Source organism: Salinicoccus sp. Marseille-QA3875 (assembly GCF_054950095.1).
In genome coordinates, this window is sequence record NZ_CM143103.1 from 1232738 (window position 1) to 1248456 (window position 15719).

16 protein-coding genes are annotated in these 15719 nt (G+C 43.9%); 5 read left to right on the forward strand and 11 right to left on the reverse strand.

Annotated elements, in window-relative coordinates; genetic code table 11:
* Positions 1 to 5: 5 nt before the first annotated feature.
* The 11 genes from ACY8DT_RS06315 to rpmH form a co-directional block, all read right to left on the reverse strand.
* Complete coding sequence (locus ACY8DT_RS06315) at positions 6 to 191, reverse strand: DUF951 domain-containing protein (RefSeq protein ID WP_462422068.1); 186 nt, start codon at positions 189 to 191, stop codon at positions 6 to 8.
* Positions 191 to 1138, reverse strand: a complete 948-nt coding sequence (locus ACY8DT_RS06320) for a mechanosensitive ion channel family protein (protein ID WP_462422069.1) — start codon at positions 1136 to 1138, stop codon at positions 191 to 193. Before ACY8DT_RS06320 ends, ACY8DT_RS06315 begins: the two co-directional genes overlap by 1 nt.
* 11 nt (positions 1139 to 1149) lie before the next feature.
* Positions 1150 to 1986 carry a ParB/RepB/Spo0J family partition protein gene (locus tag ACY8DT_RS06325; protein ID WP_462422070.1) on the reverse strand — a complete coding sequence of 279 codons (837 nt, stop codon included), beginning with the start codon at positions 1984 to 1986 and terminating at the stop codon, positions 1150 to 1152.
* Positions 1976 to 2737: a ParA family protein gene (locus ACY8DT_RS06330; protein ID WP_462422071.1), complete on the reverse strand. Its 762-nt coding sequence runs from the start codon at positions 2735 to 2737 to the stop codon at positions 1976 to 1978. Before ACY8DT_RS06330 ends, ACY8DT_RS06325 begins: the two co-directional genes overlap by 11 nt.
* 101 nt (positions 2738 to 2838) lie before the next feature.
* On the reverse strand, positions 2839 to 3654 hold the full coding sequence (locus ACY8DT_RS06335) for a ParB/RepB/Spo0J family partition protein (protein ID WP_462422072.1): 816 nt from the start codon (positions 3652 to 3654) through the stop codon (positions 2839 to 2841).
* Positions 3655 to 3676: 22 nt separating this feature from the next.
* Complete coding sequence (gene rsmG / locus ACY8DT_RS06340; RefSeq protein ID WP_462422073.1) at positions 3677 to 4390, reverse strand: 16S rRNA (guanine(527)-N(7))-methyltransferase RsmG; 714 nt, start codon at positions 4388 to 4390, stop codon at positions 3677 to 3679.
* Positions 4387 to 6267: a tRNA uridine-5-carboxymethylaminomethyl(34) synthesis enzyme MnmG gene (gene mnmG / locus ACY8DT_RS06345; RefSeq protein ID WP_462422074.1), complete on the reverse strand. Its 1881-nt coding sequence runs from the start codon at positions 6265 to 6267 to the stop codon at positions 4387 to 4389. The genes rsmG and mnmG overlap by 4 nt, the downstream gene beginning before the upstream one ends.
* A 16-nt stretch (positions 6268 to 6283) precedes the next feature.
* The gene (gene mnmE / locus ACY8DT_RS06350) at positions 6284 to 7660 is read right to left on the reverse strand and encodes a tRNA uridine-5-carboxymethylaminomethyl(34) synthesis GTPase MnmE (protein ID WP_462422075.1); all 1377 of its coding nucleotides are present in this window, start codon (positions 7658 to 7660) and stop codon (positions 6284 to 6286) included.
* A gap of 15 nt (positions 7661 to 7675) precedes the next feature.
* Positions 7676 to 8554, reverse strand: a complete 879-nt coding sequence (jag, locus tag ACY8DT_RS06355; RefSeq protein ID WP_462422076.1) for an RNA-binding cell elongation regulator Jag/EloR — start codon at positions 8552 to 8554, stop codon at positions 7676 to 7678.
* Positions 8555 to 8570: 16 nt separating this feature from the next.
* A complete protein-coding gene (gene rnpA, locus ACY8DT_RS06360; RefSeq protein WP_462422232.1) occupies positions 8571 to 8906 on the reverse strand; it encodes a ribonuclease P protein component in 336 nt (111 codons plus the stop codon).
* A gap of 117 nt (positions 8907 to 9023) precedes the next feature.
* The gene (gene rpmH, locus ACY8DT_RS06365; protein ID WP_082238368.1) at positions 9024 to 9161 is read right to left on the reverse strand and encodes a 50S ribosomal protein L34; all 138 of its coding nucleotides are present in this window, start codon (positions 9159 to 9161) and stop codon (positions 9024 to 9026) included.
* 446 nt (positions 9162 to 9607) lie between these two features.
* On the opposite strand from rpmH, the gene dnaA reads away from it, so the two are divergent.
* The 5 genes from dnaA (at position 9608) to gyrB (ending at position 15717) form a co-directional block, all read left to right on the forward strand.
* Positions 9608 to 10942 (forward strand): chromosomal replication initiator protein DnaA, encoded by a 1335-nt coding sequence (gene dnaA / locus ACY8DT_RS06370; protein ID WP_462422077.1) that lies wholly within the window; start codon positions 9608 to 9610, stop codon positions 10940 to 10942.
* A 185-nt stretch (positions 10943 to 11127) separates the two neighbouring features.
* Complete coding sequence (dnaN, locus tag ACY8DT_RS06375) at positions 11128 to 12264, forward strand: DNA polymerase III subunit beta (protein ID WP_462422233.1); 1137 nt, start codon at positions 11128 to 11130, stop codon at positions 12262 to 12264.
* Between the two features lie 212 nt (positions 12265 to 12476).
* A complete protein-coding gene (gene yaaA / locus ACY8DT_RS06380) occupies positions 12477 to 12692 on the forward strand; it encodes a S4 domain-containing protein YaaA (RefSeq protein ID WP_462422078.1) in 216 nt (71 codons plus the stop codon).
* Positions 12689 to 13786, forward strand: a complete 1098-nt coding sequence (gene recF / locus ACY8DT_RS06385) for a DNA replication/repair protein RecF (protein ID WP_462422079.1) — start codon at positions 12689 to 12691, stop codon at positions 13784 to 13786. The genes yaaA and recF overlap by 4 nt, the downstream gene beginning before the upstream one ends.
* A gap of 14 nt (positions 13787 to 13800) precedes the next feature.
* The gene (gyrB, locus tag ACY8DT_RS06390) at positions 13801 to 15717 is read left to right on the forward strand and encodes a DNA topoisomerase (ATP-hydrolyzing) subunit B (protein WP_462422080.1); all 1917 of its coding nucleotides are present in this window, start codon (positions 13801 to 13803) and stop codon (positions 15715 to 15717) included.
* Positions 15718 to 15719: the final 2 nt, after the last annotated feature.

Here is a 15719-nt window from a genome sequence, read left to right on the forward strand (position 1 = left end):
TACCATTAGTTTTTTACAATGCGTTTCATGCGTTTTTCAAAGTCGCGCCGTGTCATCATGATTGTACGTGCACATTCCGTGCATTTTATTTTAATGTCGGCACCCATACGTGTAATCTGAAAATCACTGCTGCCGCACGGATGCTGTTTTTTCATTTCAACTATATCATTTAATTCATATTCTTTTTTCATTACTCTTCACCTTTTTTCACTGAATCGTCAAAATCCTGAATATCCATTGATGGTACGGAAATATACACGCCATTCCTGGCAAGGTGATTCTTGATCGCTTTTCTGTTGCGTCTTGTCGCGCCGAAATGTTCCATCGGTTTTGTAATCAGCATCACTCTCATGATCGCTTCACCGTTCACGATATCGTTAAGCCCCATGACCTGCGGCTTCTCTACAAGCGAGTCATCCGCTTCCATCGCCGTTTCGGCATAGTCGTTCAGCAAATCTTCCACGTGATCGAGATCTTCAGTCAGAGACAGGTTGATATCAAGGAATGAAATTGAATTGTATTTGGAAAAATTGATGACTTCACTGATCGTCCCGTTGGGTATGACGTACAGCTCGCCTTCAAAGCCCTGGATTTTTGAAATGCGGAGTCCGAGAGACAGCACTTCGCCTTCAGCCACTGTTGTTCCAAGTGTATTGACTCTGACAAAGTCACCGGTATCAAATTGGTTTTCCAGTAGAATAAAGAACCCGGTCAACATGTCTTTAACTAAACTCTGTGCACCGAAACCGATGGCCAGACCGACGACCCCGGCCCCGGCGAGTAATGTTGCGACAGGTACGCCGAACGTTTCCAGAATCATCACGAACACAACGAACCAGACGACAATACTCACTGCATTCTGCAGAACGTTGATCAGTGTCTTACTGCGTTTGGCATTATGTTTGACTTTTCCGTTCTTCGCCTTCGCCTTTGATTTAAAAGTGAAATAATTTTCAATAATACGGTCGAATACTTTAACGATGATGCCCGCAATAATGATTAAAACTATCGCAAACAATACATCTGTACCTATACCAATCCATAAATCCGGATTTTGAAGTTCAGCAACGATACTCTCTATGAGCCCCAAAGTTTCTTCTGCTCCGTTGGCGATATTGAATATACTTGATAAACCCAATTTCAAGCCTCCTATGATTCTTCAAATAATTTCATCAATCGGTTGAATTCTTCTTCGTTTTTAAATTCAAATGAAATCTGCCCTTTGTTACGGGTCTTTTTTATTTCCACGGCAGTACCGAATCTCTCTTTTAAATGACCTTCATGTTTAAGAAGGAAGTTCGGTTTTTCCTTCGGTGCCTTTTTCTTTTTCGGCACCTGCATACTTCTTACATACTGCTCGAGTGCCCGTACACTCATACTTTCAGACACAGCTTTCTTTGCCGCTTCTTCCTGTGCAATCGGGTCTTTCAGACTGAGCAGTGTGCGCCCGTGGGCACCGGACAGTTTCTTTTCATTAATCAGTTTTTTTACTGAATTCGGCAGATTGAGTATGCGCAGCATATTGGCGATGTACGGCCTCGACTTGCCGAGTCTTTTTGCGACTTCAGCCTGTGTCAGTTTACGTTTTTCCATCAGCTGCCTGTAGCTCATCGCCTCTTCCAGAGGATTCAAGTCTTCGCGCTGCAGATTTTCAATGATTGCAAGTTCCATCATATCATCGTCCGACAGCTCTTTGACGATTGCCGGAATGGTTTCCTGTTCAGCTAATTTCGATGCGCGGAAGCGTCTTTCACCGACGACGATATCGTATCCTTTGACCGATTTTCTTAAAATGATCGGCTGCAGCACACCATGTGTGCCGATTGAATCCGCAAGTTCCTCAAGTTTTTCAGAATCGAATTCCACTCTCGGCTGATATGGATTTTTACGGATTTCCGACAGTTTGACATCAGTCACCGATTCTTCCTCGGTGTTGGTATTGAACAAAGCGTCCAGACCTTTGCCGAGCCGTTTTTTACCTGTCACGTCCAATCACCTCTTTGGCCAGCTTCGAATAGTTTTCAGCCCCCTGCGATTTCGGGTCGTAGACGGTGATCGGCTGGCCGTAACTCGGCGCCTCGCCCAATCTGATATTCCTCTGAATCACCGTATCGTATACCTGGTCTTTGAAATGTTCTCTCACTTCTTCAGATACTTGCGAACCGAGATTCGTACGGGCATCCAGCATTGTGAGCAGGACGCCTTCAATGGAAAGCTCCGTATTCAGATGGCGTTTGACCAGTTCGATCGTGTTGATCAGCTGGCTCAGTCCTTCAAGTGCATAATATTCCGCCTGCACAGGGATAAGTATGCCATCCGCTGCAGTGAAGGCATTGATCGTCAGAAGGCTGAGGGACGGCGGGCAGTCGATGATGCAATAATCATAGTCGCCGGATAACTTCTCAAATGCCTTCTTCAGTCTGAGCTCCCTGCTCATTGCAGAAACGAGTTCAATTTCGGCACCGGCAAGAGAAATATTCGCCGGAATGATATCCAGATTCATATTGGCTGTTTCATGGACCACTTCATTGATGCTTTCATCATCTATAAGCACGTCGTATATCGATTTCTTCAAATCATTCTTGTCGATTCCAAGACCGCTCGTCGCATTTCCCTGCGGATCGATATCGACGAGCAGCACCTTTTTACCGTAATCTGTCAGAGCAGCACTCAAATTCACTGCCGTTGTCGTTTTCCCTACGCCGCCCTTCTGGTTGGCAATGGCAAAAGTCTTCATGAAGATTCGCTCCTTACTTAAAAATCACATAAATATATTATATCAATCAGATTGGCAGAAGTAACACAAAATATGAAAGCACCCAACTTGAGTTGAGTGCATTATTTATAGATCTTTATCGATACTTCGACATGGTCCTCATTGTCTGTACTGTCAAAAGCGAGCGAATGTCCTTTGCCTTTAAGCTTTTCCACCTGGCTCGTTATATCATTGACGACAAATGAAACGTCACTGTTGAAGTCAATCTGCTCAACATTTTTATCGGAGCGTTTTTTGACGAGGTTTTCTGTATCTTTGACCGTCAGTTTTTTTTCCTTTATATCCGTCAGCACTTCACCCTGCTCACTGTCATCAAGGCTCAATAAGCTTCTTGCATGCCTTTCGGTGATTTCACCTGAACCGAGCGCCTCGATCACACTCTCTGAAAGCTTCAGCAGTCTCAGTTTGTTCGCTATGAACGACTGGGATTTACCCAGGTTCAGAGCAAGGTCTTTCTGAGTGATATCTTCCATTTCAAGCAGCTTCTGGTAGGCACGCGCCTCTTCGATGCTGGAAAGATTTTCACGCTGAATATTTTCTATCAGTGCGACCGCTGCGGTTTCCTGGTCCGTCAAATAACGCACCAGTGCCTCGGTCTTTTCAAAGTTTAAAAGTTTCATCGCACGGAAGCGTCTTTCTCCGGCGATGATTTCATACATGCCCTCTTCTATCGGGCGGACGGTGATCGGCTGAAGAAGACCGTGTTCTTTAATCGAATCACCAAGTTCACGAATCCGTTCATGATTGAAAACGGTTCTTGGCTGATAACGGTTGGGAACAATATTTTCAAGCGGCAGCTTCTGCAGGCTTTCCGTATCCGGCTTGGCCTCACTGCTCTTATCTATCAGATTGAATAATTTTGAAAATGGTTTTTTCAATGTTCCACCGTCCTTTCTTTGTTTACTTTAATGGTGATTTGTTCGGCGTACCCGGTTTTCTGGGATATTTCTTAGGTGTTTTACGCACTTTTTCAATATCAAGTATATAACGGTCGCTGTCTTCTTCAGGCAGAGTGAATTGATGTGACTCCACAATTTTACCGCCGAGAAGATCAAGTGCAAACTTACTGTCTTCAAGTTCTTCCAGGCCTTTTCTGCCTTTTAGGACGATGAATCTTCCACCAGTACGGACGAGCGGCAGACACAGTTCCAGCAAAGTGTTCATATTGGCAACGGCTCTTGCTGTCACCATATCAAACATATGCCTTGCCGTGTGCTGTCCGAAAGTCTCTGCACGGTCATGCACAAGATGCATGCCGCCAAGCGATAATTCAGCCGTCAGTTCATTCAGGAAGTTGATCCGTTTATTCAGAGAATCGACGATCGTCACTTTGATATCCGGTCTGACAATCTTCATCGGAATGCTTGGGAATCCCGCCCCGGCGCCGACGTCACACAGACGCGTCCCTTCGGGGATGTCCGTGTAGAATAACGGTGTCAGTGAATCATAAAAATGCTTCAGATAGACTTCTTCTTTCTCCGTCACCGCTGTCAGGTTGATCTTTTCATTCCAGTGGACCAGCATCTCGTAATACTTGTCGAACTGGCCGATCTGTTCTTCGGTCAATTCAATGCCATGTTCTTTAAGTGCTTCTATGAATTGTTGCGGGTTCATGCTTCCACTCTTTTCACGTTGCCTTGTTCAATATAGACAAGAAGTATTGAGACGTCTGCCGGGTTGACGCCTGAAATTCTTGAAGCCTGGGCGATATCCAAAGGTTTCACTTTCTTCAGTTTATCGCGTGCTTCGGTTGCGAGTGAATGGATGGCATCGTAATCGATGTCTTCAGGTATTTTCTTTTTCTCCATTCGTCTCATCTTATCCACCTGGATCAATGATTTTTTAATATAGCCTTCGTATTTCGTCTGGATTTCAATCTGCTCATACTCAAGCTGATCCAGTTGTACTTCTTCATTTAGAATTTCCAGTATGGACATGTAGTCCATCTCGGGACGTCTGAGAAGATCGAGAGCAAGAATACCGTCTTTCAGCGGCGTTCCTCCGCGTTTTTCGATGACTTCCTGAGTATGCCCGTTCGGTTTGATGCGGACTTTTGACAGACGGTCAATCTCAGCATTGACTGTATCCCTCTTGTGATTGAACTTGTCATAGCGCTCTTCAGAGATTAGACCGTTTTCATAGCCGATATCCGTCAGTCTCATATCCGCATTGTCATGTCGGAGCAGCAGACGGTGTTCTGCACGGGAAGTCAGAAGACGGTACGGTTCATTCGTACCTTTTGTGATCAGATCGTCAATCAGTACACCGATATATGCATCCGCACGGCTCAAGATCAGCGGCTCCATGCCGAGTATTTTATTTGCAGCGTTAATCCCTGCAACTATACCTTGTCCTGCCGCTTCTTCGTAACCGCTCGTACCGTTGATCTGGCCGGCGGTAAATAAATTCCCGATCTTTTTAGTTTCAAGTGTCGGCCAAAGCTGTGTCGGGTCCAGTGCATCATATTCGATTGCATAGCCTGCACGCATCATACGCGCATTTTCAAGCCCCGGTATCGATGACAGCATTTCACGCTGGACATCTTCCGGCAGACTGGTAGACAGACCCTGTACATAGACTTCTTTCGTGCCGCGTCCCTCCGGCTCAAGGAAAATCTGATGGCGCGGCTTGTCATTGAAACGTACAATTTTATCTTCGATTGACGGGCAGTATCTTGGACCTGTACCCATCTTCATACCCGAATACATCGGGGACAGGTGAAGATTCTCATTGATGATTTCATGTGTATGATCTGAAGTATAAGTCAGCCAGCAAGGCAGCTGATCCATTATAAAATCAGTCGTTTCATAACTGAATGCGCGCGGAACATCGTCCCCCGGCTGTATTTCAGTTTTTGAGTAGTCGATGGAATCGGAGTTGACACGCGGCGGTGTACCGGTCTTGAATCTGACGATGTCAAAACCGAGATCTCTGATCTGGTCGGCTAAAGCGATTGACGGCATCTGATGGTTTGGACCGCTTGAGTATTTCAGCGGGCCGAGCACAATTTCACCGCGTAAAAATGTACCGGTGGTAATAATGACTGATTTCGCATTATAGACGACACCAATATTCGTTTTGACACCTTTGACGACATCATCTTCGATGATCAGTTCGTCCACCATACCCTGTAATATATCCAGATTCTCTTCCTGCTCCAAAATGCTTTTCATTTCCTGCTGGTAAAGCACCTTGTCAGACTGTGCACGAAGTGCACGGACTGCCGGTCCTTTACCTGTATTCAACATGCGCATCTGAATATGTGTCTTATCCGTCACTTTGGCCATTTCGCCGCCGAGTGCGTCCACTTCACGGACTACGATGCCTTTGGCGGGTCCGCCGACTGACGGATTGCACGGCATGAATGCGATGTTATCCAAATTGATTGTCAGCATCAGTGTCTTCAATCCTTTACGGCTTGCAGCAAGTCCCGCTTCGACACCTGCATGCCCGGCACCGATGACAACAACATCATAATTTTGTGCGTTCATAATTTTCCTCCTATTATTATTTTCCTAAACAGAACTGGCTGAACAGCTGATCGATGAGCTGTTCACTTACATCTTCACCGATGACTTCACCGAGCAGTTCCCATGTTTTCACTAAATCTATCTGAACGATGTCGATCGGCACATCCATGTCTGCGGATTCGATCGCATCGCTGATTGCACTGTTTGACTGTTCCAACAAGCTGATATGGCGGTTGTTTGAAAGGTATGTCGAGTCGGCGCTTGAAACCTGACCGCCGAAAAAGAGCTCGGCAATCCTGTCTTCAAGATCATCCACACCGGTACCTTCCGTAATTGACGTTTTGACGATCGGGAAATCATAGCGGTCTTCCAGTTCAGCGATATCAAGCTCGCTGTCCAGATCCAGTTTGTTGATGATGGCGATGACATTTTCATCTTTGACTGAATCGAGGAGTTCAATATCTTCGGATGTCAGCGGCTCATCATTGCTGAGCACATAAAGAATCAGTTCCGCCTCTGTCAGCGCCTGGCGGCTTCTTTCCACACCGATTTTCTCAACGATGTCATCCGTATCCCGGATGCCTGCAGTATCCACCAGTTTCAGCGGAATGCCGTTGACGTTGACATATTCCTCTAAAATATCACGGGTCGTTCCCGCAACATCAGTGACGATCGCTTTATTATCCTGGATCAGATAATTGAGCAGCGAACTTTTGCCCACGTTCGGCTTACCGACGATTACGGTGCTCAACCCTTCACGCATAATCCGGCCCTGGCTGCTCGATTTGAGCAGTTTTTCTATCTCTATTTTGACTTTCTCTGCTTCTTCCAATAAAAATTCCGTCGTCGCTTCTTCTACATCATCATATTCCGGATAATCGATGTTCACCTCGACCTGTGCGAGGATGTTCAGGATGCTCTGTCTTAAACTTTCTACATATACTTTCAGACGGCCCTGCATCTGGCCGCTCGCCACTTTGGATGCTTCGTCCGTTTTCGAACGGATGAAATCCATGACACCTTCTGCCTGTGACAAGTCGATACGGCCGTTTAAAAATGCGCGTTTCGTAAACTCGCCCGGCTCTGCCATGCGCGCGCCGTGTTTTAATGTCAATTGCAAAATACGATTGATGGTGTTGATGCCGCCATGACAATTAATTTCTACAATATCTTCACGTGTATAGGTCTTCGGTGCACGCATCACAGCCGCCATCACTTCTTCTACTACTTCATCTGTATCCGGATCGATGATATGCCCGTAGTTGATCGTGTGGGAATCCACTTCATCGAGCGTCTTTTTCCCACGATATAACTTGTCGGCAATTTCTAACGCACCTATCCCGGATAATCGCACAATGGCAATTGCCCCTTCCCCGACAGGAGTGGAGATACTGGAAATTGTTTCTAATTGCATGATGGTATAACTCCTTTATTTCTTTTCAATGACAAGATAACGGTTTGGTTCGCTACCTTCAGAATGTGTACTGATATTTTCCAGATCACTTAACACATTATGCATGATTTTTCTTTCAAATGAAGGCATCGGTTCAAGTTTTACCGGCTGTTCCGTCCTAATTGCTTTTTTCGACATATTTACAGCCAGATTTTCCAAAGTCTGGCGGCGTTTATCGCGGTAATTCTCTATATCCAGGACGATGACACCGTAACTTCTATATATCGTATTCAAGTAGTTCTGCCCGATTTCCTGAAGCGCGTTCAAAGTCTGTCCGCGTTTACCGATCAGCTTTGCTGCAAGATCGGACTCGAGTTCGATGTGCCCCGTATTATTTTCCACTTCGTAAGTGGCAGTATTATCGATATTCATATCAGTAATGACATTATGGAGATAATCTGAAGTTTCCGAGATTGCCTCCTCAAATGTCATACCATCTTCAGTCTTCCCACTTTCATCCTCTTCATGCTGTACAGCTGCACCGGGTTCTTCTGCAGGCCCTTCTTCCTCCGCTCTAGCCGGTGTTTTATTTTCATCTATCGGTTCGGTACTTTTTGCCGCCTCCGGTTGTGCGGTCTCTTCTTCTGCATCTCTTTCTTCAAGTACTTCATCGACCATGGATTTTTCTTCGTCCGGCTGATCACGGTTGATCAATGCATCGATTGTTTCATAAGTCTTCAATTCCGGGTTGATGACAGTGAGCTGTACTTCTGCATCTTTTTTGCCCAGCCCTAAAAAGCCCTTTGAGCCGCCTTCAAGAACGTCAATCTTAATGTCTTCTTCCGCTACTTTCAGTTCTTCGAGTCCGAGTGCAATTGCCTGATCTACAGTTTCTGCTTTGTAATTTTTGTACATTTAAAGTACCTCCGCGTCATTTTATACATTTTGCTATTTTTAACACGTGTAATAATGACTTTTCAATCTGATGATAGTCCATCGTGCTGACAGGGTTTCTAGCGATCACAATATATTCATGTGATTTTAAACTGTCTTTATGCTGTTGGAAAAATGCTCTGATGCGCCGTTTGATCTTATTGCGCATCACTGCATTACCCAGCCGCTTCGATACACTGATACCCAGTCTCAAATGTGTAACATCAGGATGGTCACTCAAATAAACTACAAACTGCCTGTTGGCATATGATTTCCCTTTTTTGAAAACAAGCTTGAAATCCTGTTCTTTTTTTATTCTAAATCGCTTTTTCATCATTATTACGCTCTTTCACAGTATGATATATTATTATAACAAAATTTACATTAATCTAAAATTTATCTACTTTAAACCACAAAAAAAGATCACCTATACATAGATGATCTCGAATTATTATGCAGAAAGTACTTTTCTTCCTCTTCTTCTACGGCGCGCTAAAATCTTGCGGCCATTAGGTGTGCTCATTCTTTTACGAAATCCGTGCACTTTGCTGTGTTTACGTTTATTTGGTTGGTAAGTACGTTTTGTCATATCTAAACACCTCCGTAGACCATTGAATTACTTACATTCATTTTTTCTCTGTGATTGCAACTATTAAAGGATAACAGAATCAGCAGCTGATTTCAATGAAATTTATAATATTTTTCATGAAGAACCTGTGGACTATTAAGATTTTGTGGATAACTTTTAAGGGTAAATAAGTTATACACATGTTAATTCATCACTTTTACCGACTATTCACAGGTGTTGATATAAAAGTTGTGGATAAATGTGTATTCTGTGCATAACTTTTAAAGAATTGCGTAACAATCATTGTTTTTTAGTGTTAAATACTTTAGAATTTGAATGTATCTCTGTGGAAAAGGTATGTTTACTGTGAAGTTATCCACAGACTGTGTGTAACTTGTGGATAGTTTTCCAGAGCTGTGCTTAACTTTATCCACAGCATGTGATTTTTGTGAAGAGAGAGGATATATATGAGTTCGATAAATGACATTTGGCAAAAAACTTTAGATGCAATCCAATCGGAAATACCGATCACCAGTTTTAAAACATGGTTTAATGACACCACGATGATCCATTTGGATAATAAGACAGCAGTCATCAAAGCGGAAACGGAATTCCAGCGTGACTGGCTGGAGAACCATTACAGTGAGCTGATCCAAAAAAAAATATATGAATCCATCGGCGAGCAGCCGGCCATCCAGATTACGATTCATGACGAGGTTCAGAATAATGAAAAGCCCGCACCGCAGGGAGAAGTAAAGGATACTTCCCAGGAAGTGCATGTGCCTGCACAGTTAAATATGAACAATACTTTCGAAACCTTTGTGATCGGCAGCGGCAACCGCTTCAGCCACGCCGCTTCTCTTGCAGTGGCAGAGGCACCTGCGAAGGCTTATAACCCGCTCTTCATCTACGGCGGCGTCGGTTTGGGTAAAACGCATCTGATGCATGCGATCGGCCACTATGTCCTTGAACATAGACCGAATGCAAAAGTTGCCTATTTATCAAGTGAGAAATTTACCAATGAATTCATCAACTCCATCCGTGACAATAAGACCGAAGAATTCCGTAATAAATACCGCAATGCAGATGTTTTATTAATTGATGATATTCAATTTTTAGCAGGCAAGGAATCCACGCAGGAAGAGTTCTTCCATACATTTAACGCCCTTCATGAGGACAATAAGCAGATTGTCATCTCCAGCGACCGCACACCTAAAGAGATTCCGACGCTTGAAGACCGTCTGCGTTCGCGTTTCGAATGGGGCCTGATTACGGATATCACACCGCCGGACCTAGAAACGAGAATCGCAATTTTAAGGAAGAAATGTGAAGAGGAAAATGTCGAGATTCCCAACGAGGCGATGATATATATCGCAAGCAACATCCAGACGAACATCCGTGAGCTGGAAGGCGCTCTGACACGGGTTGCCGCATATTCCAAACTGTCCAACCAGCCCCTGACTTCCGACATGGTCGCAGAAGCGCTGAAGGATATCGTATCTCAGAAGAAACCGAAGAAAATTACCATTCAGGATATCCAGGAAATCGTGGCATCATACTACGGTGTGCAGATTGAAGAGTTCGCATCTAAAAAACGGACGAAATCAATCGCATTCCCGAGACACGTGGCAATGTATCTGTCCCGTGAACTGACAGATAATTCACTGCCTAAAATCGGAGAAGTTTTCGGCGGCCGGGATCATACGACAGTCATCCATGCACATGAGAAAATCTCAAGGCTCGTATCAGAAGATTCGCTGTTCAAGGATGAATTGGAAGAGATAGAGAAAAAACTCAATTAATCAGTATAAATCTGATAAAATAATTAATGTGTACAGTGTGGATAAATGATACACTTGGACTAACAATTTATACACATGTGGATAAGTGTGTGCCACTGCGGTTAACCGGGTTATCCACATATTCACAGGGCTTATTACTATTATTACTATCTTTTTATAATTTATTAATATATAAGGAGTTATGAATCGTGAAAATTAACATCAATCGTCAATATTTCATTGAACAATTAAACCATTGCTTAAAAGCAATTTCTCCAAGAACGACTTTACCCATTTTGAACGGCATTAAAATTGATGTAAAAGATGATCATATGATTTTAACCGGCAGTGATTCAGAAATATCCATCGAAATCACAATTCCTGTTGAAGTGGACAATGAAGAAGTTTTGGAAATCCATGAAGCCGGAGCAGTCGTATTATCAGGTCGTTTCTTTGTGGACATCATTAAAAAACTTTCAGGAGACTTTGTCCAATTGGAAACGAATGATGCATTCCAGACTAAAATCACTGCATCAAAATCAGAATTCAACTTAAGTGGTAATAACCCTGACCAGTATCCCCTGCTGCCGGACGTCAGTGATGAGGAAAGTCTCGTGATTTCTGCTTCAGTATTAAAAAATGTCATCAACCAGACGAACTTTGCAGTATCTTTATCAGAAACAAGACCGGTCCTGACAGGTGTACACTGGCAGTTTGATAACGACGAGATTACATTTACCGCAACCGACTCACACAGACTCGCGCTGCGCCGTCTGACAGGTGAACAGTTCAATAATGACAACAATGATGCGATCATCCCGGGCAAGTCACTGACCGAACTGAATAAAATCATCAACGATACAGACGAAGAAGTGGAACTTCATCTGTCACAGAACCAGGTGCTGTTCAGCTATGGCAACATGCGCTTCATCTCGAGACTGCTGGAAGGCAACTATCCGGATACATCAAGATTGTTCCCGGAAAACTTCGAAACGAAAGTGACTGTGAACAATGCGGAGTTCTATCATGCAATCGACCGTGTATCACTGCTTGCCCGTGAAGGCGGAAATAACGTCATACGTATGAGCGTCAATACAGACAGTGTCGAGTTGTCGTCAAATTCCCCTGAAGTCGGTACGGTGAACGAAGATATCAATACAGAAAACATCGAAGGCGAAGGACTGAAGATTTCCTTCAACTCCAAATACATGATGGATGCACTGAAAGCCATCAATAATGAAGATGTCACAATCGAATTTTACGGCACGATGCGGCCGTTCACTTTGAAATCAAGTGAATCCGATGAAGTCGTCCAGCTGATTCTGCCGATCAGAACTTATTGATCATTGATCAAAACAGTTAAAAATTGAATAAAAAACTAGACTGTCCTCTATTTTTGCGATAAAAAACGATGGACAGTCTTTTTTTATTTATAAGTAGGTTGACCCTGTTCAGGACGATAAACGCTATGAAGGCCGATTTTTGGCTTTTTAAATGAAAATTAATGAAAAATAGTGTATAATATAAGAGTGTGAAGTTTTAGGAGGCTGTGTATATGGAAACTAAAATTTTCGATGATATTATCACTTTGGGGCAATTTTTAAAGTTGGAAGGCATCATCGGGAGCGGTGGCCAGGCAAAGTGGTTTTTAAGTGAAAATGTCGTCTATATAAACGACGAAGTCGAAAATCGACGAGGTAAAAAGCTGCAGCATGGCGATGTGATCAAATCAGATGAATTTGGTCAGTATAAAATAGAGTATAAGCAATGATTTTAACAGATATCAGTATTAGTAATTTTAGAAATTATGACTCTCTCGAGCTGGAATTTCATCCCAAGCTCAATATATTCATCGGTGCAAATGCGCAGGGCAAGACAAACCTGCTTGAGTCCATCTATTTTTTGGCGCTTGCCAAAAGTCACCGGACTTCCAAAGATAAGGAGCTCATTCAGTTCAATGAAGAAGAAGCTTTTGTAAATGGTCACATCAATACATCTTACAGTACCCTCCCCCTATCGATCAGTATTAATAAAAAGGGAAAACGAGCGAAAGTGAATCACTTGGAAGTTTCCAAACTGAGTCAGTATATCGGTCATTTGAATACTGTTCTTTTTGCGCCGGAAGATCTGAATATCGTTAAGGGATCTCCACAGATAAGAAGGAAATTCATCAATATCGAATGCGGACAGATATCCAAGATTTATCTGAGTGCGCTGAGCAGCTATCAAAAAGTGCTGGCAACTAAAAATCAGTACTTGAAGCAGCGCAGTCCCGATAAGATGATGATTGAAGTATTGAATGTCCAGCTTTCTGAATATGCGAGCATCGTAATTTTAAAGCGTGCGGAATTCATAGAGACGATTGAGAAATTTGCAGCGGAAATCCATCACGATATATCCAACGGCAGTGAAAATCTGAAGATAAGATATGCACCGAATATAAAGTATGAAAGCAGCAGCCAGGAAGAACTGCAAAAAGAACTTGAACTTTTATTCGAAGAGAATCTGGCAAAGGAAATGGAACGCATGCAGACATTGATCGGACCGCATCGTGATGACATCACGTTCAGCATCAATGATTTTGACGTGCAGACATACGGTTCACAGGGCCAGCAGAGAACGACGGCCCTCAGTGTGAAACTTGCTGAACTTGAATTGATCAGGCAGGAGGTCGGCGAATATCCGGTGCTGCTCCTTGATGATGTATTGAGCGAGCTTGATGAAAACAGGCAGGCGCATCTGCTCACATCGATCAGGGACCGTGTACAGACATTCGTCACAACCACTTCAATCAGTGATATCAACCATGCAATCATGAATGATATGCAGACATTTACTGTGGAGCAAGGTCAAGTTAAAGCTTAATGGAAGGTGAGAACATGGAAGATAATAATATAGAATATGGTGCCAGTCAGATTCAAGTACTCGAAGGACTTGAAGCTGTAAGAAAACGTCCGGGGATGTACATTGGTTCGACTGCTTCAAGAGGTCTGCACCATCTGGTATGGGAAATCGTCGATAACAGTATCGATGAGGCGCTCGGCGGTTACGCAGATACAATCAATATCACAATCGAAGAGGATAACTGGATAAAAGTGACCGATAACGGCCGCGGTATTCCCGTGGACATACAGGAAAAGATGGGCCGTCCTGCGGTTGAAGTCATTTTGACTGTACTGCACGCCGGCGGTAAATTCGGCGGCGGCGGTTACAAAGTGTCAGGCGGTCTGCACGGTGTCGGCTCATCGGTGGTCAACGCACTCAGTGAAACGCTTGAAGTCTACGTTCACCGTGACGGCAAAGTCCATCACCAGTCATATACCCGGGGTGTGCCCGATTTCGATTTGAAAGTCATCGAAGATACAGATGAAACAGGAACAATCATACGTTTCAAGGCGGATCCGGAAATCTTTACAGAGACGACGGAATACGAATACGAGGTGTTCCAGCACCGTGTAAAGGAGCTCGCTTTCCTGAATAAAGGGCTTCAGCTCAATCTTCACGATGAACGTGGAGATGAAACCATCAGTGACGAGTACTACTACGAAGGCGGTATAAAATCATACGTCGAACAGATCAATGAGTCGAAAGAAGTTCTGCATGACGAAGTGATCTATCTGGACAAGGAAAAGGACGACGTGGAAGTGGAAATAGCCATCCAGTACAACAAAGGTTTCTCCTCCACCCTGCTTTCCTATGCAAACAATATCCACACTTATGAAGGCGGTACGCACGAAGAAGGATTCAAGCGTGCGCTGACAAAAGTGATCAACAACTATGCGACTAAAAATAATATCATCAAAGCTGGTGATGAGCGTCTGAGCGGAGAAGATGTGCGTGAAGGCATCACTGCCATCGTATCCATCAAACATATGGATCCACAGTTCGAAGGCCAGACCAAAACAAAATTCGGAAACTCCGAAGTGCGTCTGATTACAGATCAGCTGTTCACAGAAGGATTTGAAAGATTTTTACTGGAAAATCCGACTGTAGCAAGAATAATCATTGCTAAAGGTGTCACAGCGCAGCATGCACGTATGGCTGCCAAAAAAGCGCGTGAAATGACGAGACGCAAGTCCGCACTGGAAGTCTCCAGCCTGCCCGGTAAACTTGCCGACTGTTCAAGTAAAGATCCCGCAGAAAGTGAACTCTTCATCGTTGAGGGGGATTCTGCAGGCGGTTCGGCCAAATCCGGCCGTAACTCGACCACACAGGCAATCTTACCGCTCCGTGGTAAAATATTGAACGTTGAAAAAGCACGTCTGGACAGAATATTGAACAACAATGAAATCCGTTCGATGATTACAGCGCTCGGTACAGGGATCGGTGAAGAATTCGATCTGTCCAAAGCACGTTACCATAAGATCGTCATCATGACGGATGCCGATGTTGACGGTGCGCATATCCGTACATTGCTGCTCACATTCTTCTACCGTTTCATGAAACCATTGATAGAAGCGGGCTATGTGTATATTGCACAGCCGCCACTTTACAAAGTGGAACAGTCGAAGAAGAAATATTATGTGTTCGATGATGCGGCACTTGAGGAATTGAGAGAATCCCTCCCTGAAACTCCGAAAATCGCTTTATCAAGATATAAAGGTCTGGGCGAGATGAACGCAGATCAGCTGTGGGAGACGACTATGGACCCTGAATTCAGAACGCTGCTGCAAGTCCGTCTGACGGATGCAGTGGAGGCGGATCAGACATTTGAAATGCTGATGGGTGACATTGTGGAACACAGAAGGAGCTTTATCGAAGAAAATGCTTTATATGTTCAAAACCTGGATATTTAATG

What these genes read in the sequence shown, in the direction of transcription:
- recF (WP_462422079.1), top strand. Translation starts at nt 12,689, where the DNA reads ATGATTTTAACAGATATCAGTATTAGTAATTTTAGAAATTATGACTCT.
- rsmG (WP_462422073.1), bottom strand. Translation starts at nt 4,390, where the DNA reads ATGAACCCGCAACAATTCATAGAAGCACTTAAAGAACATGGCATTGAA.
- mnmE (WP_462422075.1), bottom strand. Translation starts at nt 7,660, where the DNA reads ATGCAATTAGAAACAATTTCCAGTATCTCCACTCCTGTCGGGGAAGGG.
- yaaA (WP_462422078.1), top strand. Translation starts at nt 12,477, where the DNA reads ATGGAAACTAAAATTTTCGATGATATTATCACTTTGGGGCAATTTTTA.
- dnaA (WP_462422077.1), top strand. Translation starts at nt 9,608, where the DNA reads ATGAGTTCGATAAATGACATTTGGCAAAAAACTTTAGATGCAATCCAA.
- ACY8DT_RS06315 (WP_462422068.1), bottom strand. Translation starts at nt 191, where the DNA reads ATGAAAAAAGAATATGAATTAAATGATATAGTTGAAATGAAAAAACAG.
- jag (WP_462422076.1), bottom strand. Translation starts at nt 8,554, where the DNA reads ATGTACAAAAATTACAAAGCAGAAACTGTAGATCAGGCAATTGCACTC.
- mnmG (WP_462422074.1), bottom strand. Translation starts at nt 6,267, where the DNA reads ATGAACGCACAAAATTATGATGTTGTTGTCATCGGTGCCGGGCATGCA.
- rnpA (WP_462422232.1), bottom strand. Translation starts at nt 8,906, where the DNA reads ATGAAAAAGCGATTTAGAATAAAAAAAGAACAGGATTTCAAGCTTGTT.
- gyrB (WP_462422080.1), top strand. Translation starts at nt 13,801, where the DNA reads ATGGAAGATAATAATATAGAATATGGTGCCAGTCAGATTCAAGTACTC.
- ACY8DT_RS06330 (WP_462422071.1), bottom strand. Translation starts at nt 2,737, where the DNA reads ATGAAGACTTTTGCCATTGCCAACCAGAAGGGCGGCGTAGGGAAAACG.
- rpmH (WP_082238368.1), bottom strand. Translation starts at nt 9,161, where the DNA reads ATGACAAAACGTACTTACCAACCAAATAAACGTAAACACAGCAAAGTG.